Annotated in this window: 20 protein-coding genes; 5 read left to right on the top strand and 15 right to left on the bottom strand. The window is 70.8% G+C overall.

Features of this window, described 5'->3' with window-relative positions; all coding sequences use genetic code 11:
- Nucleotides 1-11 precede the first annotated feature (11 nt).
- From AAFF41_RS26580 to bldG, 6 genes are all read right to left on the bottom strand, one after another.
- Complete coding sequence (locus AAFF41_RS26580) at nt 12-2,288, bottom strand: serine/threonine-protein kinase (protein ID WP_343324725.1); 2,277 nt, start codon at nt 2,286-2,288, stop codon at nt 12-14.
- A 156-nt stretch (nt 2,289-2,444) separates the two neighbouring features.
- The gene (locus AAFF41_RS26575; RefSeq protein ID WP_388250913.1) at nt 2,445-3,974 is read right to left on the bottom strand and encodes a DUF7059 domain-containing protein; all 1,530 of its coding nucleotides are present in this window, start codon (nt 3,972-3,974) and stop codon (nt 2,445-2,447) included.
- Nucleotides 3,975-4,286: 312 nt separating this feature from the next.
- Complete coding sequence (locus AAFF41_RS26570) at nt 4,287-4,868, bottom strand: small secreted protein (RefSeq protein ID WP_343324724.1); 582 nt, start codon at nt 4,866-4,868, stop codon at nt 4,287-4,289.
- 212 nt (nt 4,869-5,080) lie between these two features.
- Nucleotides 5,081-7,486 carry a sodium-translocating pyrophosphatase gene (locus AAFF41_RS26565; protein ID WP_054237421.1) on the bottom strand — a complete coding sequence of 802 codons (2,406 nt, stop codon included), beginning with the start codon at nt 7,484-7,486 and terminating at the stop codon, nt 5,081-5,083.
- A 299-nt stretch (nt 7,487-7,785) separates the two neighbouring features.
- Nucleotides 7,786-8,220 carry an ATP-binding protein gene (locus tag AAFF41_RS26560; protein WP_319751897.1) on the bottom strand — a complete coding sequence of 145 codons (435 nt, stop codon included), beginning with the start codon at nt 8,218-8,220 and terminating at the stop codon, nt 7,786-7,788.
- A gap of 117 nt (nt 8,221-8,337) precedes the next feature.
- The gene (gene bldG, locus AAFF41_RS26555; RefSeq protein WP_010986038.1) at nt 8,338-8,679 is read right to left on the bottom strand and encodes an anti-sigma factor antagonist BldG; all 342 of its coding nucleotides are present in this window, start codon (nt 8,677-8,679) and stop codon (nt 8,338-8,340) included.
- 80 nt (nt 8,680-8,759) lie between these two features.
- Here bldG and AAFF41_RS26550 point away from each other — a divergent pair, with 80 nt between their 5' ends.
- A complete protein-coding gene (locus AAFF41_RS26550) occupies nt 8,760-11,213 on the top strand; it encodes a DEAD/DEAH box helicase (protein WP_343324723.1) in 2,454 nt (817 codons plus the stop codon).
- On the opposite strand, the gene AAFF41_RS26545 is transcribed toward AAFF41_RS26550, so the two are convergent.
- From AAFF41_RS26545 to ssd, 7 genes are all read right to left on the bottom strand, one after another.
- Nucleotides 11,179-11,625 (bottom strand): Rv3654c family TadE-like protein, encoded by a 447-nt coding sequence (locus tag AAFF41_RS26545; protein ID WP_343324722.1) that lies wholly within the window; start codon nt 11,623-11,625, stop codon nt 11,179-11,181. The genes AAFF41_RS26550 and AAFF41_RS26545 overlap by 35 nt on opposite strands.
- Nucleotides 11,626-11,629: 4 nt before the next feature.
- Nucleotides 11,630-12,052: a TadE family type IV pilus minor pilin gene (locus AAFF41_RS26540; RefSeq protein ID WP_415925970.1), complete on the bottom strand. Its 423-nt coding sequence runs from the start codon at nt 12,050-12,052 to the stop codon at nt 11,630-11,632.
- Complete coding sequence (locus AAFF41_RS26535; protein ID WP_067373841.1) at nt 12,039-12,245, bottom strand: DUF4244 domain-containing protein; 207 nt, start codon at nt 12,243-12,245, stop codon at nt 12,039-12,041. The genes AAFF41_RS26540 and AAFF41_RS26535 overlap by 14 nt, the downstream gene beginning before the upstream one ends.
- Nucleotides 12,246-12,306: 61 nt before the next feature.
- On the bottom strand, nt 12,307-13,089 hold the full coding sequence (locus AAFF41_RS26530) for a type II secretion system F family protein (RefSeq protein WP_097289115.1): 783 nt from the start codon (nt 13,087-13,089) through the stop codon (nt 12,307-12,309).
- Nucleotides 13,086-13,955 (bottom strand): type II secretion system F family protein, encoded by an 870-nt coding sequence (locus AAFF41_RS26525; RefSeq protein ID WP_343324721.1) that lies wholly within the window; start codon nt 13,953-13,955, stop codon nt 13,086-13,088. The genes AAFF41_RS26530 and AAFF41_RS26525 overlap by 4 nt, the downstream gene beginning before the upstream one ends.
- Nucleotides 13,955-15,148, bottom strand: a complete 1,194-nt coding sequence (locus AAFF41_RS26520) for a TadA family conjugal transfer-associated ATPase (protein WP_319751902.1) — start codon at nt 15,146-15,148, stop codon at nt 13,955-13,957. Before AAFF41_RS26520 ends, AAFF41_RS26525 begins: the two co-directional genes overlap by 1 nt.
- Nucleotides 15,145-16,239, bottom strand: a complete 1,095-nt coding sequence (gene ssd / locus AAFF41_RS26515; protein ID WP_319751903.1) for a septum site-determining protein Ssd — start codon at nt 16,237-16,239, stop codon at nt 15,145-15,147. Before ssd ends, AAFF41_RS26520 begins: the two co-directional genes overlap by 4 nt.
- Nucleotides 16,240-16,832: 593 nt before the next feature.
- Between ssd and AAFF41_RS26510 the strand changes: the two genes are divergently transcribed.
- Nucleotides 16,833-17,666 carry an HAD family hydrolase gene (locus tag AAFF41_RS26510; protein ID WP_054237412.1) on the top strand — a complete coding sequence of 278 codons (834 nt, stop codon included), beginning with the start codon at nt 16,833-16,835 and terminating at the stop codon, nt 17,664-17,666.
- Between the two features lie 359 nt (nt 17,667-18,025).
- On the opposite strand, the gene AAFF41_RS26505 is transcribed toward AAFF41_RS26510, so the two are convergent.
- Entirely contained in the window at nt 18,026-18,850 is an 825-nt protein-coding gene (locus AAFF41_RS26505; RefSeq protein WP_319750325.1) for a Fic family protein, read from the bottom strand.
- 101 nt (nt 18,851-18,951) lie between these two features.
- Between AAFF41_RS26505 and AAFF41_RS26500 the strand changes: the two genes are divergently transcribed.
- On the top strand, nt 18,952-19,932 hold the full coding sequence (locus tag AAFF41_RS26500) for an ATP-binding protein (protein WP_054237410.1): 981 nt from the start codon (nt 18,952-18,954) through the stop codon (nt 19,930-19,932).
- Here AAFF41_RS26500 and AAFF41_RS26495 read toward each other — a convergent pair.
- Nucleotides 19,922-21,190: a polysaccharide deacetylase family protein gene (locus AAFF41_RS26495; RefSeq protein WP_319750324.1), complete on the bottom strand. Its 1,269-nt coding sequence runs from the start codon at nt 21,188-21,190 to the stop codon at nt 19,922-19,924. The two genes, AAFF41_RS26500 and AAFF41_RS26495, sit on opposite strands and share 11 nt — an antisense overlap.
- 334 nt (nt 21,191-21,524) lie before the next feature.
- Between AAFF41_RS26495 and AAFF41_RS26490 the strand changes: the two genes are divergently transcribed.
- Nucleotides 21,525-23,948, top strand: a complete 2,424-nt coding sequence (locus tag AAFF41_RS26490) for a bifunctional SulP family inorganic anion transporter/carbonic anhydrase (protein WP_343326359.1) — start codon at nt 21,525-21,527, stop codon at nt 23,946-23,948.
- Nucleotides 23,949-24,391: 443 nt separating this feature from the next.
- Nucleotides 24,392-26,392: an acetate--CoA ligase gene (gene acs, locus AAFF41_RS26485; protein WP_343324720.1), complete on the top strand. Its 2,001-nt coding sequence runs from the start codon at nt 24,392-24,394 to the stop codon at nt 26,390-26,392.
- Nucleotides 26,393-26,602: the final 210 nt, after the last annotated feature.

The following is a 26,602-nucleotide window of genomic DNA, read 5'->3' as shown; positions in this document are numbered from 1 at the left end:
CCATGGACCGCTCAGACCGTGGCGGGATCGGGTATCCGCTCGCTCGTCCGCGTTCCGTCGACCCGTCTCACGGTGCACAGGACTTTGTTGAATCCTTGATTCCACTCCTCCTCACTGGCCAGCCAACCGGAGACGGTGTGCTCCGTGTCGGACGCCCAACTCGACGCGAACTTGTTGGTACAGAGCTTGCCTCCCTGGGCGAGGGCCTTCTTGTAGTCCATGCCCGCCGCGGCCTGCGCGGTGCCGATCACCTGGTCGGTGTGCGGCTCACCACAGTCCGCCAGGTGAGCATCGAAGCTCTTGCCCTTCTCCGCGTAGCTCCAGCAGTCCCCGGTGCCCATCTGAGTGGGCCACAGATTCACCCCCGCGTCCCGGAACCGCCCCACTTCGCCGCCTATCGCGACATGGCGTCCGAGCACGAGACATGCCGTACCGCCCTTGGCCGCGCCGAACCCGTCCTTCGTCGGCGCGACGGCGTAGACACCCGCGTCGGGCAGGGCGTCGGCCGTCGCCGCGCTCTGGCTGGTGCAGCGCTGCGCACCATGGACGACGGCGTCGGCGTAGTCGTCGGCCGTGTCGACGGCCACGACCTGGCCGTCCGGCCAGTCCTTGGCGCAGTTCACGACGCCCAGGTTGAGCGCCGACTTGAAGGCGGGTCCCGACCAGACCGCCTTCACGCAGTCGCCGGCCTGCAACGGCTTGGTGAGGCCCACCTGTTCGCCGTACGGATACACCGGTCCCGTCGGTCCCGACGACGGGCTCCCTGTGGGGCGCTTCTTCGCGGTCGCGTCCTTCGTGCCGCCGTCGTCGCCGGCGAGTGAGACGGCGGCCCAGGTGCCGCCGACGACCACCAGGAGGACGCCCACGACGAGGGCGACGACGGGGACCAGGGGCCTCCTGCGGCGCGCCGGCGGCAGGGGCGGACCGGCCGTGGACCGGGTGGGCGCACCGGTCCCGGCGTACGGATTCCACTCGTACGCGCCACTGGGAGTGGACGGGCGCCAAGCGCCGTACGCAGGCGGGGTCCCGGAAGCCGGTCCGAGCGGGCCACCGGGGGCGGCCGGGCCGCCCGGTGGAGTGTGCGGGGTGTTGGGGTTCTGCGGGGTGTTCGGGTGGTACGGGGTGTTCGGGGTCGGGGGTGCACCTGAGGTCTGCGGGATGCCGGGGCCCTGCGGGACTCCTGAAGTCTGCGGGACGCCTGCGATTTGTGGACCCCCTGGAGTCTGCGGAGTGCCAGGGGCCTGCGGTGTGCCAGGGGTCTGTGGGGTTCCCGGAGGCGAGCCCGTGGCATGCCCGGGCGGCGCCCCTGCGGCGTACCCGGGTGACGGTCTGGCCGCGTACCCGGGTGACGGTCCCGCGACGTACCCCGGCGGTAGCCCCGCGGGATACCCCGGCGGTGGCCCGAACATCCCGCCCGCCGCCGTCTGCACCACCCGCTCAAGCCCGCGTGCGACCGCCTCCGGCGACGACCGCCGCAGTGGGTCCTTGACGAGCAGTCCGTGCAGCACGGAGGTCAGTTCACCCGCTCGGACGGGCGGGGTGGGTTCCTCGCCGAGCAGGGCCGTCAGAGTCGCGTACTGACCCGGCCGGTCGAAGGGTCCACGGCCCTCGACGGCGGCGTACAACGTGGCGCCGAGGGAGAAGAGGTCCGCGGCCGGGGTGGGCGGCTCGCCGCGGGCGCGCTCGGGGGCGAGATAGCCGGGCGTGCCGAGGATGCCGGCGGTGGCGGTGAGCCGGGGCTCGCGGGACTCGGGCTGGAGCGCGATCCCGTAGTCGGTGAGCAGTACGCGCGCGTAGGGATCGCCCGAAGAGTCGGGCGCCAGAAGGATGTTGGCCGGTTTCACATCCCTGTGGAGGATCCCGATCCGGTGTCCGGCGGAGAGCGCGTCGAGGACGGCCAGCCCGATTCGGGCGGCCCGAGCGGGCGACAGCGGCCCCGACTGCCGTACGACCGCCTGCAGATCGACCGCGTCCGGCACGTACTCCATGACGATCCACGGCAGTCCCTCGTGGACCACCACGTCGTGCACGGTGACCACATGGGGATGCCCGCGCAGCCGCGCAGCGTGCCGGGCCTCGCTGCGCGCACGGGCGACGCGCTGCCCATGCTCCGCCGTGTCCATCGGCACGTCCGGCAGCGCGATCTCCTTCATGGAGACCTCGCAGGCCAACTCCGCGTCGTACGCGAGCCACACCCTCCCCATGCCGCCCACGCCGAGCGTCCGCAGCAGCCGGTACCGGCCGCCGATGATCCTGCCCTCGCCCTGATCCGGCGTCTCCCCCGCCATGGCGCCTCCCCCGAGACAGCGCGCCTCCCCCGAGGACGCGTGGAGCTTGTCTCTTGAAGGTAGCTTCGCACGCACCACTGACAGGAGCCCTTTTACCGACCAATCCTGATCAATATTGCGCAATCCCGTCAGAACAGGCACATGCGACTCAGCCCTTCACTCCGCGGGCTCGAGGAACCCCTGTTCCACCAGCAGCCGGATCTGCGCGGGCGTCCGGTCACGCAGCAACACCGGGTCCTCGCCGACCAATTGGGCGATGGCGTCCAGGATCCGCCCGGCGCTCAGCGTGCCGTCGCACACGCCCGCGAACCCCGCGCCGACCGTGTCCACCTTGGTGGCCCGGCGCATGCCGCGGTGCTGGCGCAGCACCACGTGCTCCGGGTCCTCGGCGCCGGGCAGCCCGACCTGCTCCTGGACGACTTCGGCCACGAGCCTGAAGTGCCCGTCGAGCAGGGCAGCGTCGTCGCTCGCCCGCAGGTAGTCGACGCGGTCGAAGTGCGCGCGCACGGTCTCGCCGAGCGGCTGCTCGATGGAGTGCGGCCACTCCTCGACCGTGATCGATGGCTCGGCGGCCGCCGTTCTGCGCAGCGTGATCCATCCGAAGCCGACGGCCTTGACCTTGCGGGCCTCGAACTCGTCCAGCCAGGCGTCGTACCGCGCCTGGTACTCGGCGGGGTCGTCGCGGTGGTCGCCCGCGTCGCGCAGCCACAACTCCGCGTACTGCGTGACGTCCTGCACCTCGCGCTGCACGATCCAGGCGTCACAACCGCGCGGCACCCAGGAGCGCAGCCGGTCCTGCCACTCCTCGCCCTCCACGTGCTGCCAGTTGGCCAGGAACTGCGCATACCCCCCGTCGCTGAGCCGGTCCCCCGCCTGCTGAACGAGCGTGCGGCACAGATCGTCCCCACCCATCCCGCCGTCGCGGTAGGTGAGCCGGGCGCCGGGCGAGATCACGAAGGGCGGGTTCGAGACGATCAGGTCGTACGTCTCGTCGTCCGCGATCGGTTCGAAGAGGGAGCCCTCACGCAGATCGGCCGCCGGGGCACCGGAGAGCGCGAGGGTGAGCGCGGTGATGTGCAGGGCGCGCGGGTTGAGGTCGGTCGCGGTCACGCGCGTGGCGTGCTGCGCGGCGTGCAGGGCCTGGATCCCGGAGCCGGTGCCGAGGTCGAGCGCGGAGGAGACGGGCGTACGGACGGTGATGCCGGCCAAGGTCGTGGACGCGCCGCCCACACCCAGGACGACGCCCTCCTCCCGGCTGCCGATGCCGCCCGCGCCGCCGACGGCGCACCCCAGGTCGGACACGATGAACCAGTCCTCGCCGCCGGGCCCTCCGTACGGCCGGATGTCCACGGTCGCGGCCACCTCGTCCGCGCCCGCCCGGGTCAGCCAGCCGCTCTCCAGACAGTCCTGCACCGGCAGCACGTCCGCCACGCGCGCGTGCGGCACGGGCTGCTGAAGCAGGAACAGCCGTACGAGCGTCTCCAGCGGTGTGTCCCCGCGGGTCGCCCGGAGCGCGGGCACGGTCTCGCTGCGCGCCAGCGCCGCGTACGCGGGGGCGCCGAGCAGGTCGAGCAGGCCGTCGGCGGTGAAGGAGGCGCCGAGCAGGGCGTCCCGCAGCCGAGCGGCGACGTCGGCGCGGTCGGACGAGGGCAACGGTGACAGGCTGGTGTGACTCACATCCCCCATTGTGTCCGTTCCCGCCGAAAGGGACGTACACCTGTGGACAGAGCCCGTGCGAATGTGGACAAGCCCGCACGAGGAGTCCTGGGGGCTTTGTACGAGGGTCCTGGGGCCTTTGCAGGGGGCCGTGGGGGCTTTGCAGGGGAGCCGTGGGGCGCTTGCGCAGGGAGCCGTGGGCCATGCGTCGCCGAGAGCCGTGGGCTTGTGCCGGGAGCCGTGGGGCACGCGCCACGGGCCCGGTACGCGCGCGTACCGGGCTCTTTCCGGGTGCCGGACCGAATCCCGCTCTGCGGTCGCTCTCCGGTCGCTCCTCGGGGGTCAGCCCTGGGTGGTCGCCGGCGAGGCGGAGGCGGACTTGCAGCTCACCTGCTTGGCCATCGCCTTGCCGACGTCGCCCGCTTCGAGCTCCTTCAGGGCGTCGGTCCCGGTCTTGCTGAGCTTCTCAAGCTGCTTGGCGACGCCGTCGAGACCGTCCGCGAACTTCGCCTGGTCCTTCGTGTTCAGCGCGTCGGACTGCTTCCCCAGATCGGCGTAGGAGGCGGAGAGGGCGTTGAGCTCCTTGACCGCGTTCTCCTGCTTGGTCTTGCCGCTGTCCACGTCCGGCGGGCCGGCCTTCTCGATGGCGGCCGCCATCGCCTTGTAGGCGTCGGAGATGTCCTGGAAGCCCTTGGAGTCGGCCTTCTGCACGTCCGCCGGTGCGCTCTGGTCCGTGGTCTCCTTCTGGATCGCCGTGTTGGCGGCCGCGATCTTCTGGACCTGCGGGTGCACCGCGTCACAGACCTGTTTGGCCCAGGGGTCCAGCTTGTCGTCCTTGCTGCTACTACTACCGCTGCTGCATGCCGACAGCGCCAGCACCAGTACCGCACCGCCGGACAGTGCGGCCGTGAGCTTCTTGTTCACCGGATTGGTCCCTTCCGTGGCTCTCGGCCCCGGAACTTACACGCCGCATGGGCGCCGCCCCTATGGCGAATTTCCGATTTAGTCCCTATTGCAGCCATTTGCGCCATGCGAGAGAAGGCTCACGACACAGGTGTCAACGCACCCGAACGACGGGCGGGCGGCACGTCGCTGCGTGCCGCCCGCCCGTGGGGACCTGCCCAAACACCCGAACGCTACGAAACCACCGCGGCGTCGTGAGACTTGGACACTCGTTCCGCGTTGCCTTCGTCACCCACGGCGATCCCGCGCCGCTTGGAGATGTACACCGCGCCCACGATCACGAGGATCGAGAGTGCCGCGATCAGGATGCGCATACCGAGGTTCTTGTCGTTGCCGTACGAGAACTTCACGACCGCGGGTGCGATCAGCAGCGCCACCAGGTTCATCACCTTGAGGAGCGGGTTGATCGCGGGGCCCGCGGTGTCCTTGAAGGGGTCGCCGACGGTGTCGCCGATCACCGTGGCGGCGTGGGCCTCGCTGCCCTTGCCGCCGTGGTGGCCGTCCTCGACGAGTTTCTTCGCGTTGTCCCACGCACCGCCGGAGTTGGCGAGGAAGACCGCCATCAGCGTGCCGGTGCCGATCGCGCCCGCCAGATACGAACCGAGCGCGCCGACGCCGAGCGTGAAGCCGATGGCGATGGGCGCCAGGACGGCGAGCAGACCCGGAGTGGCCAGCTCCCGCAGGGCGTCCTTGGTGCAGATGTCGACGACCCGCCCGTACTCCGGCTTCTCCGTGTAGTCCATGATCCCGGGGTGCTCGCGGAACTGCCGCCGCACCTCGTAGACGACGGCCCCCGCGGACCGGGACACCGCGTTGATCGCGAGGCCCGAGAACAGGAAGACGACGGCCGCGCCCGCGATCAGGCCCACGAGGTTGTTGGGCTGCGAGATGTCCATCATCAGGTTCAGCGGCGCGCCAGGACCGGAGACCTTCTCGCCCACGTCGTTCGCGGCCGTGAGGATCGCGTCCCGGTAGGAACCGAAGAGCGCCGAGGCCGCGAGGACGGCCGTGGCGATGGCGATGCCCTTGGTGATGGCCTTGGTGGTGTTGCCCACCGCGTCCAGGTCGGTGAGCACCTGGGCGCCCGCGCCCGTGACGTCGCCGGACATCTCGGCGATGCCCTGCGCGTTGTCGGAGACCGGACCGAAGGTGTCCATGGCGACGATGACGCCGACCGTGGTGAGCAGACCGGTTCCGGCGAGCGCCACCGCGAACAGCGCGAGGATGATCGACGTACCGCCGAGCAGGAAGGCCCCGTAGACGCCGAGGCCGATCAGCAGGGCGGTGTAGACGGCCGATTCCAGGCCGATGGAGATACCGGCCAGGACGACGGTGGCCGCGCCGGTGAGCGAGCTCTTGCCGATGTCCCGTACGGGACGACGGGTGGTCTCGGTGAAGTAACCGGTCAGCTGCTGGATGAGCGCGGCCAGCACGATGCCGATGGCCACCGCGATGAGCGCCAGGATCCGCGGATCGCCGTCCTTCGCCTTGATCGCCGCGTCGGTGACGCCGTCGAGGTCCGCGTACTTCCCCGGCAGGTAGACGAAGACGGCCACCGCCACCAGCACCAACGAGATCACCGCGGAGATGAAGAAGCCGCGGTTGATCGCGGACATGCCGCTGCGGTCGGAGCGTCGGGGTGCCACCGCGAAGATGCCGACCATCGCGGTGAGGACGCCGATCGCGGGCACGATCAGCGGGAAGGCGAGCCCGGAGTCGCCGAACGCCGCCTTGCCGAGGATCAGCGCGGCGACGAGCGTGACGGCGTACGACTCGAAGAGGTCCGCGGCCATGCCGGCGCAGTCGCCGACGTTGTCGCCCACGTTGTCGGCGATGGTCGCGGCATTGCGCGGGTCGTCCTCCGGAATGCCCTGCTCGACCTTGCCGACCAGGTCGGCGCCGACGTCGGCGGCCTTGGTGAAGATGCCGCCGCCGACACGCATGAACATGGCGATCAGCGCCGCGCCGAGACCGAAGCCCTCCAGGACCTTCGGCGCGTCGGCCGCGTACACCAGCACCACACAGGAGGCGCCCAGCAGACCGAGCCCCACCGTGAACATGCCGACGACGCCGCCGGTGCGGAAAGCGATCTTCATGGCTTTGTGCGAGACGGCGGTGAGATCCTTTTCGGGTTCGCCCTTGGCCGGAGTCGCTTCCCTTGCCGCGGCGGCCACGCGGACGTTGCTTCGTACGGCGAGCCACATACCGGTATAACCGGTGGTCGCCGAGAACACCGCGCCGATCAAGAAGAAGATCGATCGTCCGGCGCGCTGATTCCAGTCGTCCGCGGGCAGCAGCATGAGCAGGAAGAACACCACGACGGCGAATACACCGAGCGTGCGCATCTGCCGCCCCAGGTAGGCGTTCGCGCCTTCCTGGACCGCCGCCGCGATCTTCTTCATGCTGTCGGTGCCCTCGCCGGCCGCGAGCACTTGCCGTACCAGCACCCCGGCGACCGCCAGGGCCGCCAGGGCCACGGCACCGATGACCATCACGATCAAGCGATTGTCATTGGTCAGTACTGCGGCTGCGAAGGTTGTGGGATGGTCAAACTGATGAGGGGTAGAAAGCCCCGCCATTCGTCCTCCTTGACGCCTGTGCTGAGCTCAAGATGTGGACGGATTGTAGGTACCGGAACCTGATCAAAACAGTGCCCGGTAAACGGAATTCGCCTTCACATGCCCATCAGCAAATGATCGACGGGCTTCCATGGGACCCAAAAGAAGTAATGCCCCAAAAGCGTTGACGCTTGATCCAATAATAGCGTGATTGATCGTGAATCAATTCACGAAAAGGCGGGGGCGGGTCCCGGCCGGGAGCGGGCATACAAAAAGGGCCCTGCTGAGCAGGGCCCTTCGAGTGTGTTGCGGGGGTGCGATCAGGGAACGAGCGCGGCCGGCGGCGTGGTCGGCCAGCTCATCTTGATCACTCCACCATGCTCACCGGCGGTGACTTCGACATCGTCGACGAGGCCGCTGATGACCGCGAGGCCCATCTCGTCCTCCTCGGCATCCATGTCCGGATCACCCGAGGCACCGGGTGCCGTCTCACCGGGCGCCGAACGCGGCGCCTCGTCGCCGACCTCGATGGAGAACTGCTTCTCCTCCTCGATCAACGTCACCCGCACCGGCGCCGAGACGCCGCTGCTCTGGTGCAGTGCGACGGCACGAGTACAGGCCTCGCCGACGGCGAGTCTGACCTCGTCGAGGACGGCCTCGTCCACTCCGGCCCTGCGCGCCACCGCCGCCGCCACCAGTCGGGCGGTCCTGACGTGCTCGGGCAGCGCGCTGAAGCGGAGTTCAACGGTGGCCATGCATCCCCCTCAACTACGGGCGTGCTGTCAGGGGGCCGGGCCGCCGAGGCCCGGTCCCCCGTCCATTGCTTCTACCGTCTCGGACGCCACATCACTCGTGACGCCCAGAAGACGGGGTCAGTCGGTGGCCGCTACCGCTTCCTCGACCGAGGTGTGGATGGGGAACACCTTGGTGAGACCGGTGATGCGGAAGATCTTCAGAATGCGCTCCTGGTTGCAGACCAGGCGCAGCGAGCCCTCATGGGCACGCACACGCTTCAGGCCGCCCACCAGCACGCCGAGCCCGGTGGAGTCGAGGAAGTCCACGCCCTCCATGTCGACGACAAGATGGAAATTGCCGTCGTTCACCAGCTCGACCAGCTGCTCGCGCAGCTTGGGCGCGGTATATACATCGATTTCGCCACCGACCTCGACGACCGTACGATCGCCGACGGTACGGGTCGACAGGGACAGGTCCACGGATCCTCCAGCACCTTGCTATCGAGCGGTCATCCCAAGGGACACCTCGGCAGAGCCCCCGGGACGGTTCGCCAGCCGCGATGGCATTCAATCACTTACCGGCAGGCGTGCACGACGCCTTGGCCCCATTGTCCGTCACGCCAGTGACACACTCGGTGCCGATGGCCAAGAATCATCGATCCGATCGACCCTCGACGGACACCGCTTCCCGCCCCGATCCGGGCACTGTCCTGGACCGGCTCGCCTCGGGGCCGAGCCGGGCTTCGCGCATCACTCATACGGAGCACTTGCCCCCGCGGGCGGGTCGCCATGCCGTGTGGCCCGACCGGATCCGTCCGGAGGTCATCGCCGCGGTGCAGGCCGCGGGCATCGAACACCCCTGGGCCCACCAGGCGCTGGCCGCCGAGCACGCCCTGGACGGCGACTCCGTGATCGTCGCCACCGGCACCGCCTCGGGAAAGTCCCTGGCGTACCTCACACCGGTCCTGACGGCCCTTCTGGACGGCTCCGAGGCTCCGAACGGCCGGGGGGCCACCGCGCTCTACCTGGCCCCCACAAAGGCCCTCGCAGCCGATCAGCGCCGTTCGGTGAAGGAACTTTCACAACCTTTGGGCAATGCGGTTCGCCCAGCCGTGTACGACGGCGATACTCCGTTCGAGGAACGCGAGTGGGTACGGCAGTACGCCAACTACGTCCTGACCAACCCCGACATGCTGCATCGCGGGATATTGCCCTCCCACCCCCGCTGGTCCTCCTTCCTCCGCGCCCTGAAGTACGTCGTCATCGACGAGGTCCACACCTACCGCGGCGTCTTCGGCTCCCACGTGGCCCAGGTACTGCGCAGGCTGCGCCGCCTGTGCGCCCGCTACGGCTCCTCCCCCGTCTTCCTGCTGGCCTCCGCGACCACCGCGGAGCCCTCGGTCGCCGCCCGTCGGCTGACCGGCCTCCCGGTCGTCGAGATCGCCGACGACGCCTCCCCTCGCGGCGAACTCGTGTTCGCCCTCTGGGAGCCCCCGCTCACCGAGTTGCACGGCGAGAAGGGAGCACCCGTTCGGCGTACCGCCACCGCCGAGACGGCCGACCTCCTCACCGACCTGACCCTCCAGGGCGTGCGTTCCGTCGCCTTCGTACGATCCCGCCGCGGCGCCGAGCTGATCGCGGTGATCGCCCAGGAGCGCCTCGCCGAGATCGACCGCTCACTGGCCCGGCGCGTGGCCGCCTACCGCGGCGGCTACCTCCCCGAGGAACGCCGCGCCCTGGAGCGCGCCCTGCACTCCGGCGAGCTCCTCGGCCTCGCCGCCACCACGGCCCTCGAACTCGGCATCGACGTCTCCGGCCTGGACGCCGTCGTCATCGCGGGCTACCCGGGCACCCGGGCCTCCCTGTGGCAGCAGGCGGGCCGCGCCGGCCGCTCGGGGCAGGGCGCACTCGCCGTCCTCGTCGCCCGCGACGACCCGCTGGACACCTTTCTCGTGCACCACCCCGAGGCCCTGTTCGGCCAGCCGGTGGAATCCACCGTCCTCGACCCCGACAACCCGTACGTCCTCGCCCCGCACCTGTGCGCCGCCGCCTCCGAGATCCCCCTCACCGAAGAGGATCTGGAGCTCTTCGGCCCGGCCGCCGCGGATCTGCTGCCACAGCTGGAGGCCGCGAAGCTGCTGCGCCGGCGAACCACGGCGTGGCACTGGACCCGTCGGGAGCGGGCCGCCGACCTGACCGACATCCGCGGCGAGGGCGGCAGTCCGGTGCAGATCGTCGAGGCCGGGACCGGGCGGCTGCTCGGCACGGTCGACGCGGGCTCCGCGCACACCACGGTCCACGAGGGCGCGGTCCACCTCCACCAGGGCCGTACGTACCTGGTGAAGCATCTGGACCTGGAGGACTCCGTCGCCCTGGTCGAGGAGGCCAACCCGCCGTATTCGACGGTCGCCCGCGACACGACGTCCATCTCCGTCCTGGAGACGGACATCGACGTCCCCTGGGGCGATGGCCGGTTGTGCTACGGCTCCGTCGAAGTCACCAACCAGGTCGTCTCCTTCCTGCGCCGTCGTGTCATCACCGGTGAAGTGCTGGGCGAGTCGAAGCTCGACCTCCCTCCTCGTACGCTCCGCACGCGCGCCGTCTGGTGGACGGTCACCGAGGACCAGCTGGACGCGGCCCGGATCAGCCCGGAGATCCTCGGCGGCGCCCTGCACGCCGCCGAGCACGCATCGATCGGCATGCTCCCGCTGTTCGCCACCTGCGACCGCTGGGACATCGGCGGCGTGTCCATCCCGCTGCACCCCGACACGCTCCTGCCCACGGTCTTCGTCTACGACGGCCACCCGGGCGGCGCGGGGTTCGCGGAGCGCGCCTTCCACACCGCCCGCGCCTGGCTCATCGCCACCCGGCAGGCCATCGCGTCCTGCGAGTGCGAGGCCGGCTGCCCGTCCTGCATCCAGTCCCCCAAGTGCGGCAACGGGAACGAGCCGCTGCACAAACGGGGCGCCGTGCGGCTTCTCACGGAGCTGCTGCGGGGCGCGCCGGAGGGCTAGGCGCCTGCTCCTGTGGTCTCGCGGGACCGGCTCTGGACCTGACCTCCATGTCGAAGGGGCCGCCGCCCGACGCGGCCGTGACGTCCGAGATCTCGCCCTCCACGGCGCACCGCACCAGCCGGGCACGCTGGGACCGCGCCACCCGGTCCGCCTGGGCGCAGGCCACCGTGCCGCCGTCCGCCCAGTGGTCCGCCGCGGCGAGCGCGGCCAGGTCGGCCGCCCCCGCAGCGCGGTGCCGGACCACGACCGCCTGTCCCATGGCCAGGACGGCCCCGAACACGACACACAGCACGGCGATCGCCCCGACGGTCCAGACAGTGGCCGATCCTCTGTCCGAACGACGGATCCGGTAGGTGTGCCATCTGTTGCGAGCGGCCGTCCGCGCGACGTGACCGCGGCTCCAGGCCGTCATCCCCTCACACCCCCACCGTCTCCTCCGCCAGCGCCACGGCCTCGTCGCTGAGCTCCAGCGACAGTCCGTCCGGTCCCGGCGCGCTCGCCTCGACCGTGACCCGGACGAGGTCGCCCTCCCGGGTCACCGTGACCCTGGCGCCGCGCGGTGCCGCGCGGCGGGCCGTCGCCAACACCGTGTCCGGCGGGTCCTGCCGGGCCGCCGCGCGGGCGCCCGCCCTGGCCGCGTCCACGCACTGGATCTGTGCCGACGCGGCGAGCAGGGCCCAGACGAGCGCCATTCCGACGAGCACCAGCGAGGGCAGCACCACGGCGGCCTCGGCGGTCACGAATCCCCGGTCCCCGCTCCGGTCCCAACTCCGACTCCGGCTCCGGTCCCGATCCCGGTCCCTCACCCGGCCCGCCGGCCCGCGTTCACATCGGCGCATTGAGCGCCCGCCCCACGATGCCCTGCAACTCCGCGCCCACCTGGCCGCTCGTCACCACCTTGTAGAGCACCGCCGCGAAGGCCACCGCCGCGAGGACACCCACCGCGTACTCGGAGGTGACCATTCCCGCGTCCCTGCGTGCCGCCAGACCCAGCAGCCACGCCCGCATCCGTACGCCCACCGTCTTGCACATACCAACCCCCGTAAGGTTCGAACCTGTTGATCGTCCGTCGTTCACCGCACGCCGCCGCCCGTCATCCACCACCCCCTCCCAACACCCCGTCCGCCAGCCCGATCACCACGGGCAGGACGCCCATCGCGAGGAACGCGGGAAGAAAGCACAACCCCACGGGCGCGGTGACCATGACGGCCGCCCGGCGCGCCCGCGCCGTCGCGGTGCGGCCCCGCTCGGCGCGGGCCTCCATGGCGAGCCGTCCGACCGGCACGGCCGCCGGTACGCCCGACTCACCCGCCCGTTCCAGCAGCCGTGCCAGCGCCCCGGCGCCCGGAAGCGACGCCAACCTCCGCCATGCCTCGACCGGTTCGCCCCCGAGCCGCACCTCCGCCGCGCCCCGCGCGAGGCGCTCCCCCACCGGTCCGCCCAGGGCCTCGCCCACCGCCTGCGCCGCGACCACGGGGTCCGCCCCCGCCGCGATGCAGGCCGCGACCAGGTCGGCCGCCAGGGGGAGTTGCCGGGCGGCCAGCGCCACGTCGTACTCCTCCACCGGCCCCGGTCTGCGTCGCTGCCGCCACCGCCAGGCCCCGAACCCGGCCAGCAGCCCCACCACAACCCCGGCAAGACCCCCGACCAGCACCCAGCCGGCGCACCCCGCGCCCGCCACCGGCAGCCACCGCCGCACGACGTCCCGGACCGCGAAGTGCCGCCTCTCTGGCGTCCTCTCCAGCGCCAGCAGCTCGGTCAGCCTTCTGCGCGCCCGTCGCTCACGCCGCGCCGCACCGAGCGCTCGCGGCAGCCACCCCACCGCCAGCGCCCCGCACACGAGCGCCCCCAGCCTGTGGACAACTTCCGTGCTCATGCCGCCTCCGCTCCCCTCACGATGCGCAGCGCCCACCACAGCCCCACGCCCTCCAGCACCCCACCGACCACCAGACAGCCCAGGCCCGGCCCGCTGTGCAGCAGCACGTGCAGCGGACCTGCGCCCAGCGCGGTACCGAGCAGAAGGCCCAGAACGGGCAGTCCCGCGAGCATCACCGCCGTGGATCGCGATCCCGCCAATTGGGCGCGCAGATCGGCCCGTTGGTCCCGCTCCGCGCACAGCGCCCCTTCCAGGCGGTCGAGGCCCGCCGCCAGGCCCGCGCCCCGGTCCACCGCCACCCGCCAACACGCGGCGAGCCCCACCAGCCCGTCGGCCCCCGGCTGCCGTGCCGCGTCGGTGAGCGCGCCCGGCACATCACCGCCGAACCTCGCCGCCGCCAGCACCACCGCCTGCGCCTCGCCGAGCCCGCCCGAGTCGTGCGCGGCTCTCCGCAGTGCCTCGCCCGGCTGATGCCCGGCCCGCACCTCGCCGGCCAGGGCCCCGCACAGGGCGATCACCGCCGCACCCCGACGCTCCCCCGCGCGCCGCGTCTCCCCGGCCCGCCGTACGCGGCGGAGCAGCGGCATCCCGGCCGCCCCGAGGAACAGCGGCACGACGGACGCGCCCAGTACCGCGATCACCAACCCGGCGACCAGTGACCACCCTTCGGGACGCAGCCGCTCGCGCAGTCGCCTCCACTCGGCCCGTACCCGCTCCCACGCCGGCGGTCCGGTGGCCACCACCCCGCCACCCGCGCACAGCAGCCGTGCCCTGCGTGCCCCGGCGTCCCAGCCGCCCATCAACCAGGCCGCCGCCCCGGCACACGCCATGGCCGCCCCCACCGAGATGTCACCGGCCCCCGTCATCACGGCCCACTCCCCTCGGTCCCGTCCCGGAGCAGCCCCCGCAGCCGCTCCCACCCCCGCTCGTACGCGAACGCCTCCGCGCCCCATCGCAGCGCGGGCACCGTCATCACCAACCCCGTCGCATCGCGCTCCAGGACATGCACCTCGGCGATCCGCCGCCGCCCGGCCCGGTCTCGTACGAGATGCAGGACCACGGACAGCGCCGCCGCCAACTGGCTGTGCAGCGCGGCCCTGTCGAGCCCTGCCGCGGTACCCAGGGCCTCCAGACGGGCCGGTACTTGCGCCGCCGCATTCGCGTGCACCGTGCCGCAGCCGCCCTCGTGGCCGGTGTTGAGCGCCGCCAGGAGCGACACGACCTCAGGTCCGCGCACCTCGCCGACGACCAGCCGGTCCGGTCGCATGCGCAGGGCCTGACGGACCAGGTCCTGCAGCGCCACGAGTCCGACGCCCTCCTGGTTGGCCGGTCGCCCCTCCAGCCGCACCACATGGGGATGGTCGGGCCGCAGCTCCGCCGAATCCTCGGCCAGCACGATCCGCTCCCCGGCACCGACCAGCCCCAGCAGCGCGCTCAGCAGGGTCGTCTTGCCGCTTCCGGTGCCGCCGCTGATCAGGAACGACAGCCGGGCGTCCAGCAGGGCTCTGAGTACCCGGTCCCCGCCGGGCGGGACTGTTCCCGCCGTCACCAACTCGTCGAGGGTGAAAGCGCGCGGCCGTACCACCCGCAGCGACAGGCAGGTGGAGCCGACGGCCACCGGGGGCAGCACCGCGTGCAGGCGCGTGCCGTCCGGAAGCCGGGCGTCGACCCAGGGGCGGGCGTCGTCGAGCCTTCGCCCGGCCACGGCCGCGAGGCGCTGCGCGAGGCGTCGTACGGCCGCCGCGTCCGGAAAGGACACGGTCGTCAGTTCCAGGCCACCGCCCCGGTCCACCCACACCCGGTCCGGCGCGGACACCAGGACGTCGGTCACCGACGGGTCGGCGAGCAGTGGCTCCAGCGGCCCACTGCCGACCAGCTCGGAGCGCAACCGCTCGGCTGCGCCGAGGACTTCGGCGTCGCCGAGCACTCGCCCCTGCTCGCGCAGGGCCTGTGCCACGCGCGCGGGTGTCGGCTCCGACCCGCTCTCGGCGAGCCACTGCCGGACGCCGTCCAGCAGTCCCGTGCCGGTCCCCACGCCCGTGCCCGCCTCCCGGCTCATACGCCCCCGCCTTCCACCGGAACCCGCTGCCAGAAGGCCGTGCAGAACCGGGCGAGCGGTCCCCGCGCCGCTCCCCCGGGTGGCACACCGGCGTCCAGCGGCGCGGATTCCGCGGGCACTTCGCCGACCAGCGGCAGTCCGAGCAGGCGGGCCACCTCGCGATCGTCGAGGCCCGGCGCATAGGGGCCGCGGACCGCGACACGCAGATCGCGCAGGACCATGCCGACCACGGACGCCACCCGTTTGGCCGCCGCGACGGCACGCAGATCGGCGGGGACGACCAGCAGTCCGAGGTCGAGCTGGGCGAGGGCTTCCGCGACTCCTTCGTCGACGCGGCGGGGCAGGTCGACGACCACGGTGCCGCCGCGCCGTCTGGCGGCGGCCAGGACCGCGCGGACGGCCTGCGCCGGGATGGTGACGGAGTCGCCGCGGTCCCAGCTGAGGACGCGCAGCGCGTGCAGTTCGGGAAGGGACTCCTCCAGGGCGCCGCCGCCGACCCTGCCGCGGGAGGCGGCGAACGCCGGCCAGCGCAGGCCTTCGGCGGCCTCTCCGCCCAGGAGTACGTCGAGTCCGCCACCCAGGGGATCCGCGTCCACGAGCAGGGTGCGGCGTCCCTCGCGCGCAGAGGTGACGGCGAGCGCGCAGGCCAGCGTGGAGGCTCCGGCCCCGCCGCGGCCGCCGATCACGCCGACGGTGAGCGCGGGTCGACCGACTCCCTCGGCCACGTCGGCGATGCGGTCGACAAGCCACTGCTCGCCGTCCGGAAGCATCAGGACGTGGTCGGCTCCGATCTCGACAGCCCGTTTCCAGACGCCGGAGTCGTCCTGGTCCCTGCCGACCAGCACGACTCCGCGTCGGCGCGCTGCTCCGCGTACGCGCCGCGCCGCGTCGTCGCCGACCAGGACGAGCGGTGCTGCCTCCCAGCTGCCGCCGCCCTCAGGCACCCCGTGGTGGACCTCCGGCCTCGCGCCCGCCGCGGCGCACAGGCGCAGCAGGTCGTCGAGGAGTTCGGCGTCCTCCGTGACGATCAATGGTCCGCCCTGCCGCCCGTCGGCGGCGGGCGGCAGGTCGTGTGTGATGGCTCCCGCCACGATCTCCAGCCCCCTTCGCTGCTCCTTGCGCGGAGCTCGCGAGGTCCTCTGCGGACCCGCGATTCCCGCTCGTGTGAAGAACCGGCACGCGGGCCTCCATATGAACGGCCGATACGAACCGGCCAAACGCGTCCGACAAACGGAACCCGCCATGAACTTGCCGCGAGGAACTCACCGCGAGCGGGACGCGCTGGAATCACGGTGCAGCGATCCGGAAAATCGTGTGGATCTTGGTCGAAAACTGTGGACAACTCAGTGGTTGTGAATATCGCCTTCATCCATACCGGTGAGTCGCCCGTGACTTCCACAGAGCAGCCTCACGGATACACAGAGTGACGAAACATGGGTGCAGGGAAAGGGCGGCCACAGCGGTGACAGCGGGGTCCCGGGGCCGCGCGAAAGAGGGGAAAAACCCACCCGGACATGCGACGACCCCCGCCGGGGGAGAGCGGGGGTCGTCCCCACGGCCGACTCGGGGGGAGGAGCCGGACCGGGTTAGCACGGTCGCGAACGATCCGTGACTTCCATGGTGTACCCGAGAGCCCTCTCAGGCAAACCCACGCGCCCCACACTAGCCCGAATGGTGGGCACATATGCTCGGGCTCGTGGAAAACCACTCCTTGCCTCGCACGGCAGCCTTCTTTGACCTGGACAAGACGGTCATTGCGAAGTCGAGCACGCTCACGTTCAGCAAGTCGTTCTACCAAGGCGGGCTGATCAACCGAAGGGCCGTGTTGCGCACCGCATATGCCCAGTTCGTGTTCATGGCGGGCGGCGCGGACCACGATCAGATGGAGCGGATGCGCGCATACCTGTCCGCGCTGTGCCGGGGCTGGAACGTCCAGCAGGTCAAGGAGATCGTCGCCGAGACTCTGCACGACCTGATCGACCCGATCATTTACGACGAGGCCGCCTCCCTCATCGAGGAGCACCACAGCGCCGGGCGCGACGTCGTGATCGTCTCCACGTCCGGGGCGGAGGTGGTCGAGCCGATCGGAGAGCTGCTCGGCGCGGACCGGGTGGTGGCCACGCGCATGGTCGTCGGCGAGGACGGCTGCTTCACCGGGGAAGTGGAGTACTACGCGTACGGTCCGACGAAGGCCGAGGCGGTCAAGGAGCTGGCCGCGTCCGAGGGGTACGACCTCGCGCGCTGCTACGCCTACAGCGACTCCGCGACCGACGTTCCGATGCTGGAGGCCGTCGGCCATCCCCATGCGGTGAATCCGGACCGTGCGTTGCGGCGCGAGGCGCTTGCCCGCTCGTGGCCGATTCTGGACTTCCACCGGCCGGTCCGGCTCAAGCAGCGGCTGCCCGCGCTGTCGGTGCCGCCGCGTCCGGCGCTCGTCGCGGCGGCCGCGATAGGAGCGGCGGCGGCCACGGCGGGGCTCGTCTGGTACGCGAGCAAACGGCGCACGACGGTGGTGTGAGCGCGTCACGCGTGTGCGTGCGGCACATCTACGTCCCGATTTACTCCCCTTTGAACCTAAAGGTAAAGAAGTGCAGTCAGGGGTTCCGCTTCCTCTGGACCAGGAGTAGAAAGGGTTTAACGGCCCGCGAGACCAAGGACATCCGAAAGGATCACCTTCAAACGCAACCAAGGCCCCACGGACCGCGCATGAACATCGAGCACCCACGCGACGTCGACCCGTCGATTACGGGCCAGCCGCACCAGGTGACGGGCAGGAGTTCCCGGCCTGATGGGCAACATATCGAGGACGCTTGGTAACCCGGTGAGCATGCCAGCGGCGGTACGAAAACTCGTACCGCCGCAACCCTGTCCGGAGACTTACGCCGCGCCGCGCTGAAGCGCCTCGCAGACGGCTGTCGATTCCCTGGCTCCCAGTTCAATCGCTCTGCCGCAGTGGGCGATCCAGGTCGCCATGCCCTCCGGGGTGCCGGAGACATAGCCTTCCAGTGCCCCCAGGTAGGCCGCGCGGCCCGGCTCGGCGTGACCGACCTCCGCCGGGCAGACGGATTTGGGGTCGAGGCCGCTGCCGACCAGGACGATGCGCTCGGCCGCGCGTGCGATCAGGCCGTTGTGGGTGCCGAAGGGGCGCAGGGCGAGCAGTTCGCCGTGCACGACGGCAGCCGTCACCAGGGCCGGCGCCGAACCACCCGCGATGATCAGCTGCGAGAGCCCTTCGAGCCGACCGGCCACCTCGGTCGCGTCCGGCAGGGGCAGGTCGACGAGCGGCTCGTCGACCGGTTCGCCGTCCTGGCGGGGCCTGCCGACGGTGTCCTCCTGGCCCGCGGCCGCGACGAGGTGCAGCCGGGCCAGCACCCGGAGGGGCGACTGGCGCCAGATGGACAGGAGTTGGCCCGCCTCGGCGGTCAGCCGCAGGGCCGCGCCGACCGTGTGGGCCTCGTCGTCACCACTGAAGTCGGTGCGGCGGCGTACCTCTTCGAGGGCCCAGTCGGCACCGGACAGCGCCGCGGAACCACGGGCGCCCCGCAGTGCGGCCTCGGAAGTGATCTCGTTGCTGCGGCGCCGCATGATCCGGTGTCCGTAGACCCGGTCCACCGCCTTGCGGACGGACTCGACGGATTCGGCCACGCCGGGCAGCGAGCCCAGGGCCGCGAGCGGATCGGCGGTCGCGCCTGTCGTACTCATGAGTACGACCCTACGCACCCCGGCGGCCCACCCCACGAAGGAGTGGTCTTCTTCACGTCACCAGGACACTGTGCGCAATCACCCCACTACCCTTGGTGAACATGAAAATTGCTTTCGTAGGGAAGGGCGGCAGTGGCAAGACGACCCTGTCCTCCCTCTTCATCCGCCACCTCGCGGCCTCGGGATCGCCGGTCGTCGCGGTGGACGCCGACATCAACCAACACCTGGGGGCCGCCCTCGGCCTCGACGAGGCGGTGGCCGCCGGGCTGCCCGCCATGGGCCCGCGGCTGAAGCTGATCAAGGACTACCTGCGCGGCTCCAATCCACGGATCACGTCCGCCGAGACGATGATCAAGACGACCCCGCCCGGTGAAGGGTCCCGCCTCCTGCGGGTGCGCGAGAACAACCCGGTGTACGACGCCTGCGCACGGCCGGTGGAACTCGACGGCGGCGCCGTCCGTTTGATGGTCACCGGCCCGTTCAGCGAGGCCGATTTGGGAGTGGCGTGCTACCACTCCAAGACCGGTGCAGTGGAGCTCTGCCTGAACCATCTCGTCGACGGCCAGAGCGAGTACGTCGTCGTCGACATGACAGCGGGCTCCGACTCCTTCGCGTCCGGCATGTTCACCCGCTTCGACATCACGTTCCTCGTCGCCGAGCCGACCCGGAAGGGAGTCTCCGTCTATCGGCAGTACAAGGAGTACGCCCGCGACTTCGGAGTCATCCTGAAGGTCGTCGGCAACAAGGTGCAGGGCCAGGACGACATCGACTTCCTCCGCGCCGAGGTCGGTGACGACCTCCTGGTCACAGTCGGGCACTCGGACTGGGTGCGTGCCATGGAGAAGGGCCGCCCACCACGGTTCGAGCTCCTGGAGGACGCCAACCGCCGCTCCCTGCGCACCTTGCAGACCGCCGCCGACGCCACGTACGAGCTGCGGGACTGGGAGCGCTACACGCGCCAGATGGTGCACTTCCACCTGAAGAACGCGGGCAGCTGGGGCAACGAGAGGACCGGGGCCGACCTGGCGGCGCAGGTCGACCCCGGTTTCGTGCTGGGAGAGGGACTGGTGGCTACGGCTTGAGGGCCGGCGCCCCGGGGATGCCCTTCGGGGCCGGGGCGGGGCGGCCCGACAAGAAGGACGCCCAGCCCTGCTTCGGGACCTCTCCGACGTTGAGGCCGCGCAGCCGGTCCAGCGTGGCCGGGTCCTGGGCGTCGAGCCAGTCGGCGAGTTGCCGGAAGGAGACGCAGCGGACGTCGGGCTTGTTGCACACGTTTTCCACGACCTGGTCGATGGCACGCATGTAGGTGCCGCCGTTCCAGGACTCGAAGTGGTTGCCGATGATCAGCGGCGCGCGGTTGCCGTCGTAGGCGCGGTCGAAGCCCTTGAGCAGGCCGTCACGCATCTGGTTGCCCCAGTACTCCTGCTTGTCGGGGTCGCCCTGGGTCCGCGTACCCGACTGGTTGACCATGAAGTTGTAGTCCATGGTGAGCTGCTCGAAGGTGTGCCCGGGGAAGGGGACCAGCTGCATCGACAGATCCCACAGGCCGTTCTTCTTCTTGGGCCATACCTGGTTGTTGACGCCGCTGGTGTCATAGCGGAAGCCCAGCTGCCGGGCCGCCTTCATGAAGTTCTTCTGGCCCTCCAGGCAGGGGGTGCGGGCGCCGATGAGCTCCTTGTCGTAGTCGAAGGGCAGCGGAGCCGCGTTCTTCATGGCCGCGTTGGTCTTCCAGGACTTCACGAACGCCTTCGCCTGGGCGATCTCGCTCTTCCACTCCGCGACCGACCACTCGCCGACACCGCCGTCCGCACCACAGAAGTGGCCATTGAAGTGCGTGCCGATCTCGTTGCCCTCCAGCCACGCGCCGCGTAGCTGCTCGACGGTGTCCCTGATGCCCTTCTCGTCGTTGAAGCCGATCTCCGAGCTACCCGGCGAGTGCTCCGGCGGCTTGTACAGCTCGCGCTTGTCCTCCGGCAGCAGGTACACGCCGCTCAGGAAGTACGTCATCGTCGCCCCGTTGGCCTTGGCGACCTTGCGGAAGTGCGAGAAGAGCTTCTGGCTGTCCTCGCCGGCGCCGTCCCACGAGAAGACCACGAACTGTGGGGGCTTCTGACCGGGCTTCAGCCGCTCGGGCTTGGGCAGATGCGGCTGCGCTCCGGTGTACGCGGTGGAGCCGTCGCCGATCAGGCGGACCGCGCTCTGGGGCGCCGGCGCCCCCGCCTCGTTCGCGCCGTGCGCGCCTTCGTTGGAACCGGTGGTGCCGGTGGCGCAACCGGCGAGCGCCGTGGCGCAGGCCGCGGCGACTGCTGCGCCCGCGGCGATCCTCTGGGTGGTGGCCATCTCCGCCCACCTTCTTCCTTCTGTCAGAGCAACGCCACTTTGGGCGTTCTAGGGTGCTGTGCGGTGAAATGCCGACAGCGCCGTCAAGGTCGCACGAGGCCGAGATCGAATAAATACGACAAGCCGATAAAAAGCTCGCTTCACCCACGTGAGTGATTTACTGCCCCATTTGCCACTAAAGTCCGCACGTGGGCTTTACTCTGGATTACGATCCATTTACCGAGCTTTGAAAGTCCCGCCACTGCACGCCGTGACCCACGGCCGCGATCTGCCCCCGTCCTCCCTGGACGGGGACCACCTGTTCCGCGACCGCGCTGCCCCGGAGGAGACGGGAATGTCTGCCTGCGTCCCCACCCGCGCCGCCGACTCGACTCGGCCCAGGCGCATCCACCAACCCCACAGCCCCCCGCCGACCCCGCCCCGCCGATTCCGTGTCGCGGGCGCCGATCTCTCAGCCTCGATCGCGGTCTTCCTGATCGCCCTGCCCCTGTCCCTCGGCATCGCGCTCGCCACCGGCGCGCCGCTCCAGTCGGGCCTCGTCGCCGCCGCCGTGGGCGGAATCGTCGCCGCCCGGCTCGGCGGCTCACCGCTCCAGGTGAGCGGGCCCGCCGCCGGGCTCACGGTGGTCACCGCCGAGCTCATCCACCGCTACGGATGGCGTGCGACCTGCGCCATCACCGTCCTCGCCGGAGTCGCCCAGCTGGGCCTGGGATGCCTGCGCGTGGCCCGCACGGCGCTCGCCGTCAGCCCCGCGATCGTGCACGGCATGCTCGCCGGCATCGGTGTGACCATCGCCGTCGCCCAACTGCACATCGTGCTGGGCGGCACCCCACAGAGCTCCGTGCTCGACAACCTGCGCGCGCTACCCGCCCAGTTGGTGCACCTTCACCCCGCGGCGGTCTCGATGAGTGTGCTGACACTGACGCTCCTCTTCGCCTGGCCACGGATTCCCGGACGGGTCGGACACGTCCTGCGCACCGTGCCGGCCGCGCTCGTCGCCGTCGCGGGGGCAACCCTGACCGCCTCACTCACCGGGCTGGTCCTGCCCAAGGTCGATCTGCCGTCCTGGAGCAGTCACGCCCTGGCCGGGCTCCCCGAGGGGCCGGTGCTCGGGATCGCCGCCGCCGTCCTCACCGTCACGCTGGTGTGCAGTGTGCAGTCACTTCTCGGCGCCGTGGCCGTGGACAAGCTGGTGGCGAGGCGGCCCGCGCAGCAAACCCGGGTGGGCCGCTCCGACCTGAACCGGGAGTTGCTCGGTCAGGGCGCCGCCAATGTCGTCTCCGGCGCGCTCGGCGGGCTGCCCGTCGCCGGGGTCGCCGTGCGCAGTTCGGCGAATGTGCAAGCCGGCGCCGTGAGCCGGAACTCCACGATGCTGCACGGCGTTTTCGTAGTAGTTGCCGCGCTGCTGATGGTCCCGATCCTGGAGCTGATCCCCCTCGCATCGCTCGCCGCCCTGGTGATGGCCGTCGGCATCCAGATGGTGTCCCTGCACCACATCCGCACGGTCACCCGCCACCGCGAAGTGCTGGTGTACGTCGTCACCACGCTCGGCGTCGTGTGCCTCGGTGTTCTCGAGGGCGTGGTGCTGGGGGTCTCCGCGGCCGTCGCCGTCGCCCTGCACCGGCTCGCTCGCACGCGCATCACGCATGAAGAGAGAGGAGGAGTCCATTACGTACGAGTGCGAGGGCAGTTGACGTTCCTCGCGGTGCCTCGGCTCAGCCGCGTCCTGCACCTGGTACCTCAAGGGGCACATGTGGACCTGGAGTTGGACGGATCCTTCATGGACCACGCGGCATACGAGTCCCTGCAGGACTGGCAGAGCGCGCATGTCGCGCGAGGTGGCACGGTCGAGTTGACCGGGCGATCCGGCACCCGGATCGCCGAGCCCGCGGGCCCCTCCCACTGCCGCTGCCGCCCCTGGACGCCATGGCGCAACCACCACTGCGAACCCTCCGCCGGTCCGCAGCCCGCATCCGCCGACGACCGGCCGGATGGGGCGGGCCCGGCAGACGGGTCGGAGGGGCCGGACGGTGCGGCCGGTGCCACCGCTACCGCCGGGCGCGATGGCCTCAGCGGGCGGAGCGGGCATCAACTGGCGCGTGGAATCAGCGCGTTCCAGCGCAACACCGCGCCCCTGGTGCGGGGTGAGCTGGCACGGCTGGCGCGGGAAGGGCAGCGGCCGTCGCAACTGTTCCTGACCTGTGCCGACTCACGGCTCGTCACGTCGATGATCACCTCCAGTGGTCCGGGCGACCTGTTCGTCGTACGCAACGTGGGCAACCTCGTGCCGAAGCCCGGGGAGGAGAGCGGGGACGACTCGGTGGCCGCGGCGATCGAGTACGCGGTGGACGTGCTGCATGTGCGATCCATCACGGTCTGCGGGCACTCCGGATGCGGGGCCATGCAGGCCCTGTTGAACGCGGAGCCCGGCGGGGCGCAGACCCCGCTCAAGCGGTGGCTGCGGCACGGGGTGCCCAGTCTGGAGCGGATGGCCGCCAAGAACCGTCCCTGGGCCCGGCTCGCCGGGCGGGCGCCGGCCGACGCGGTGGAGCAGCTGTGTCTGACCAACGTGGTGCAGCAGTTGGAGCATCTGCGGGCGCACGAGTCGGTGGCACGGGCCCTGCGGGAGGGTGCGCTCGAGCTGCACGGGATGTACTTCCACGTCGGAGAGGCGCAGGCGTATCTGCTCGTCGAACGCGACGACGGCGAGCTGTTCGATCACGTGGGGGCGACGGAGGATCTGCGGCACCCCGCCTGACCTCGCATCCGTGTGACCTCGGCGTGGCGCGCGGCCCCGCTCGGCGGGGGTGCGTGCCACGCCGTGCGTGCGGTGGGTGCATGGGCGCGGGGCGCCCTTGCCGAGGGCCGAGGGCCGGGAGCGGACGTGCAGGCCGGGCGTGGGGGGCGGATGTGGGGAGCCGTGCGTGAGGGGCCGTGCGTGAGGGGCGGACATGGGGGGCCGTAGGGGAGCCGTGCGTGAGGGGCCGCGACACGCCCGGGCGTCTCGTGCGTCACGGCATCCACGTGGGGGGCGGTCGCGGGAATGGTTGCCGGGTGAACCCGCGCGCCTGTCCGTACGTGGCTCGGAGTGCGTACCCCACGCGTGCCTGGTGCGTACTTCTGAAGGGACCTCAGCTCCTCGATAGGTCTAAACCAATTTGAGGTCGGCCCTTGTCATCGAGGGCTTCGGTCTGATGAGCTGTGGCCTGGGACACAACGGACACCCTGGGAAAGGGAGATGTCGTGAGCAACGAAAGCCTGGCCAACCTGCTGAAGGAAGAGCGCAGGTTCGCGCCGCCCGCCGACCTGGCGGCGAACGCCAATGTCACCGCGGAGGCGTATGAGCAGGCCAAGGCTGACAGGCTCGGCTTCTGGGCCGAGCAGGCCCGCCGGCTGACCTGGGCCACCGAGCCGACCGAAACGCTGGACTGGTCGAACCCGCCGTTCGCGAAGTGGTTCGCCGACGGAAAGCTGAACGTCGCGTACAACTGCGTCGACCGGCATGTGGAGGCCGGGAACGGCGACCGGGTCGCCATCCACTTCGAGGGCGAGCCCGGTGACAGCCGGGCGATCACCTACGCCGAGCTCAAGGACGAGGTGAGCAAGGCCGCCAACGCACTGATCGAGCTGGGCGTCCGGAAGGGCGACCGGGTCGCCGTCTATCTGCCGATGATCCCCGAGGCCGTCGTCGCGATGCTGGCGTGTGCACGGATCGGTGCGGCGCATTCGGTCGTCTTCGGCGGATTCTCCGCGGACGCGATCGCCACCCGCATCCAGGACGCGGACGCCAAGCTGGTCATCACCTCCGACGGCGGTTACCGGCGCGGCAAGCCGTCCGCGCTCAAGCCGGCCGTCGACGACGCGGTGAGCCGGGTCGACGGGGTCGACAAGGTGCTGGTGGTCCGCCGTACCGGCCAGGAGGTCGACTGGACCGAGGGCCGCGACGTGTGGTGGCACGAGATCGTCGAGCGGCAGTCCGCCGAGCACACGCCAGAGGCTTTCGACGCCGAGCAGCCGCTGTTCATCCTCTACACCTCCGGGACCACGGGGAAGCCGAAGGGCATCCTGCACACCTCGGGCGGGTACCTCACCCAGGCCTCGTACACCCACCACGCCGTCTTCGACCTCAAGCCGGAGACCGACGTGTACTGGTGCACGGCCGACATCGGCTGGGTCACCGGGCACTCGTACATCACGTATGGACCGCTTGCGAACGGTGCGACGCAGGTGATGTACGAGGGGACACCGGACACGCCGCACCAGGGGCGGTTCTGGGAGATCGTGCAGAAGTACGGGGTGACGATTCTCTACACGGCGCCCACCGCGATCCGTACGTTCATGAAGTGGGGGGACGACATCCCCGCGAAGTTCGATCTCAGCAGCCTGCGGGTGCTGGGGTCCGTGGGCGAGCCGATCAACCCCGAGGCGTGGGTCTGGTACCGCAAGCACATCGGCGGTGACCGGACGCCCATCGTGGACACGTGGTGGCAGACCGAGACCGGCGCGATGATGATCTCGCCGCTGCCGGGAGTCACCGAGACCAAGCCGGGGTCGGCGCAGCGGCCGTTGCCGGGGATCTCGGCGACCGTGGTCGACGACGAGGCGCGGGAGGTTCCCGACGGGGGTGGCGGGTACCTGGTGCTCACCGAGCCGTGGCCGTCGATGCTGCGCACGATCTGGGGCGACGACCAGCGGTTCCTCGACACGTACTGGTCGCGGTTCGAGGGGAAGTACTTCGCCGGGGACGGGGCGAAGAAGGACGACGACGGGGACATCTGGCTCCTCGGGCGGGTCGACGACGTGATGCTCGTGTCCGGGCACAACATCTCGACGACCGAGGTCGAGTCGGCGCTCGTCTCGCATCCTTCGGTCGCCGAGGCGGCGGTGGTCGGTGCGGCGGACGAGACGACGGGGCAGGCGATCGTCGCGTTCGTGATTCTGCGGGGGACCGCTTCCGCGGAGGATGCCGGGCTGGTGGCGGATCTGCGGAATCACGTGGGGACGACGCTGGGGCCGATCGCCAAGCCGAAGCGGGTGTTGCCGGTGGCCGAGCTGCCCAAGACTCGGTCCGGGAAGATCATGCGGCGGTTGTTGCGCGACGTGGCGGAGAACCGGGAGCTGGGGGATGTCACGACGTTGACGGACTCCACGGTGATGGATCTCATCCAGGCGAAGCTGCCGGCGGCGCCGAGCGAGGACTGAGGGTTTCGCCCACCACCCGCCCCTTGGGGGTGTGGGGGCCCTACGCGCCCCCGCACCCCCACCTGGCACCTTGCGGGGCTCCGCCCCTGCGCCCCGCTCGGGGCCTCTGCCCGGGCACCCCGGCGGGGATCGCACCTCCTGACCACCCGGCGCTTGTGCGGCCCCGCGGGGCCTGGAACACGACCCCGGCCGTGTTTCCCCGCGGCGGCG

The organism is Streptomyces mirabilis (assembly GCF_039503195.1).
Taxonomy (GTDB): domain Bacteria; phylum Actinomycetota; class Actinomycetes; order Streptomycetales; family Streptomycetaceae; genus Streptomyces; species Streptomyces mirabilis_D.
This window is presented reverse-complemented; position numbering and strand designations above follow the sequence as displayed.

Bases quoted from the DNA above. Each gene is read 5' to 3' on its own strand.
- AAFF41_RS26580 (WP_343324725.1), bottom strand. From the start codon at position 2,288: ATGGCGGGGGAGACGCCGGATCAGGGCGAGGGCAGGATCATCGGCGGC.
- AAFF41_RS26575 (WP_388250913.1), bottom strand. From the start codon at position 3,974: ATGGGGGATGTGAGTCACACCAGCCTGTCACCGTTGCCCTCGTCCGAC.
- AAFF41_RS26565 (WP_054237421.1), bottom strand. From the start codon at position 7,486: ATGGCGGGGCTTTCTACCCCTCATCAGTTTGACCATCCCACAACCTTC.
- AAFF41_RS26560 (WP_319751897.1), bottom strand. From the start codon at position 8,220: ATGGCCACCGTTGAACTCCGCTTCAGCGCGCTGCCCGAGCACGTCAGG.
- AAFF41_RS26550 (WP_343324723.1), top strand. From the start codon at position 8,760: ATGGCATTCAATCACTTACCGGCAGGCGTGCACGACGCCTTGGCCCCA.
- AAFF41_RS26545 (WP_343324722.1), bottom strand. From the start codon at position 11,625: ATGACGGCCTGGAGCCGCGGTCACGTCGCGCGGACGGCCGCTCGCAAC.
- AAFF41_RS26540 (WP_415925970.1), bottom strand. From the start codon at position 12,052: ATGCGCCGATGTGAACGCGGGCCGGCGGGCCGGGTGAGGGACCGGGAT.
- AAFF41_RS26535 (WP_067373841.1), bottom strand. From the start codon at position 12,245: ATGTGCAAGACGGTGGGCGTACGGATGCGGGCGTGGCTGCTGGGTCTG.
- AAFF41_RS26530 (WP_097289115.1), bottom strand. From the start codon at position 13,089: ATGAGCACGGAAGTTGTCCACAGGCTGGGGGCGCTCGTGTGCGGGGCG.
- AAFF41_RS26525 (WP_343324721.1), bottom strand. From the start codon at position 13,955: ATGACGGGGGCCGGTGACATCTCGGTGGGGGCGGCCATGGCGTGTGCC.
- AAFF41_RS26520 (WP_319751902.1), bottom strand. From the start codon at position 15,148: ATGAGCCGGGAGGCGGGCACGGGCGTGGGGACCGGCACGGGACTGCTG.
- AAFF41_RS26510 (WP_054237412.1), top strand. From the start codon at position 16,833: ATGCTCGGGCTCGTGGAAAACCACTCCTTGCCTCGCACGGCAGCCTTC.
- AAFF41_RS26505 (WP_319750325.1), bottom strand. From the start codon at position 18,850: ATGAGTACGACAGGCGCGACCGCCGATCCGCTCGCGGCCCTGGGCTCG.
- AAFF41_RS26500 (WP_054237410.1), top strand. From the start codon at position 18,952: ATGAAAATTGCTTTCGTAGGGAAGGGCGGCAGTGGCAAGACGACCCTG.
- AAFF41_RS26495 (WP_319750324.1), bottom strand. From the start codon at position 21,190: ATGGCCACCACCCAGAGGATCGCCGCGGGCGCAGCAGTCGCCGCGGCC.
- AAFF41_RS26490 (WP_343326359.1), top strand. From the start codon at position 21,525: ATGTCTGCCTGCGTCCCCACCCGCGCCGCCGACTCGACTCGGCCCAGG.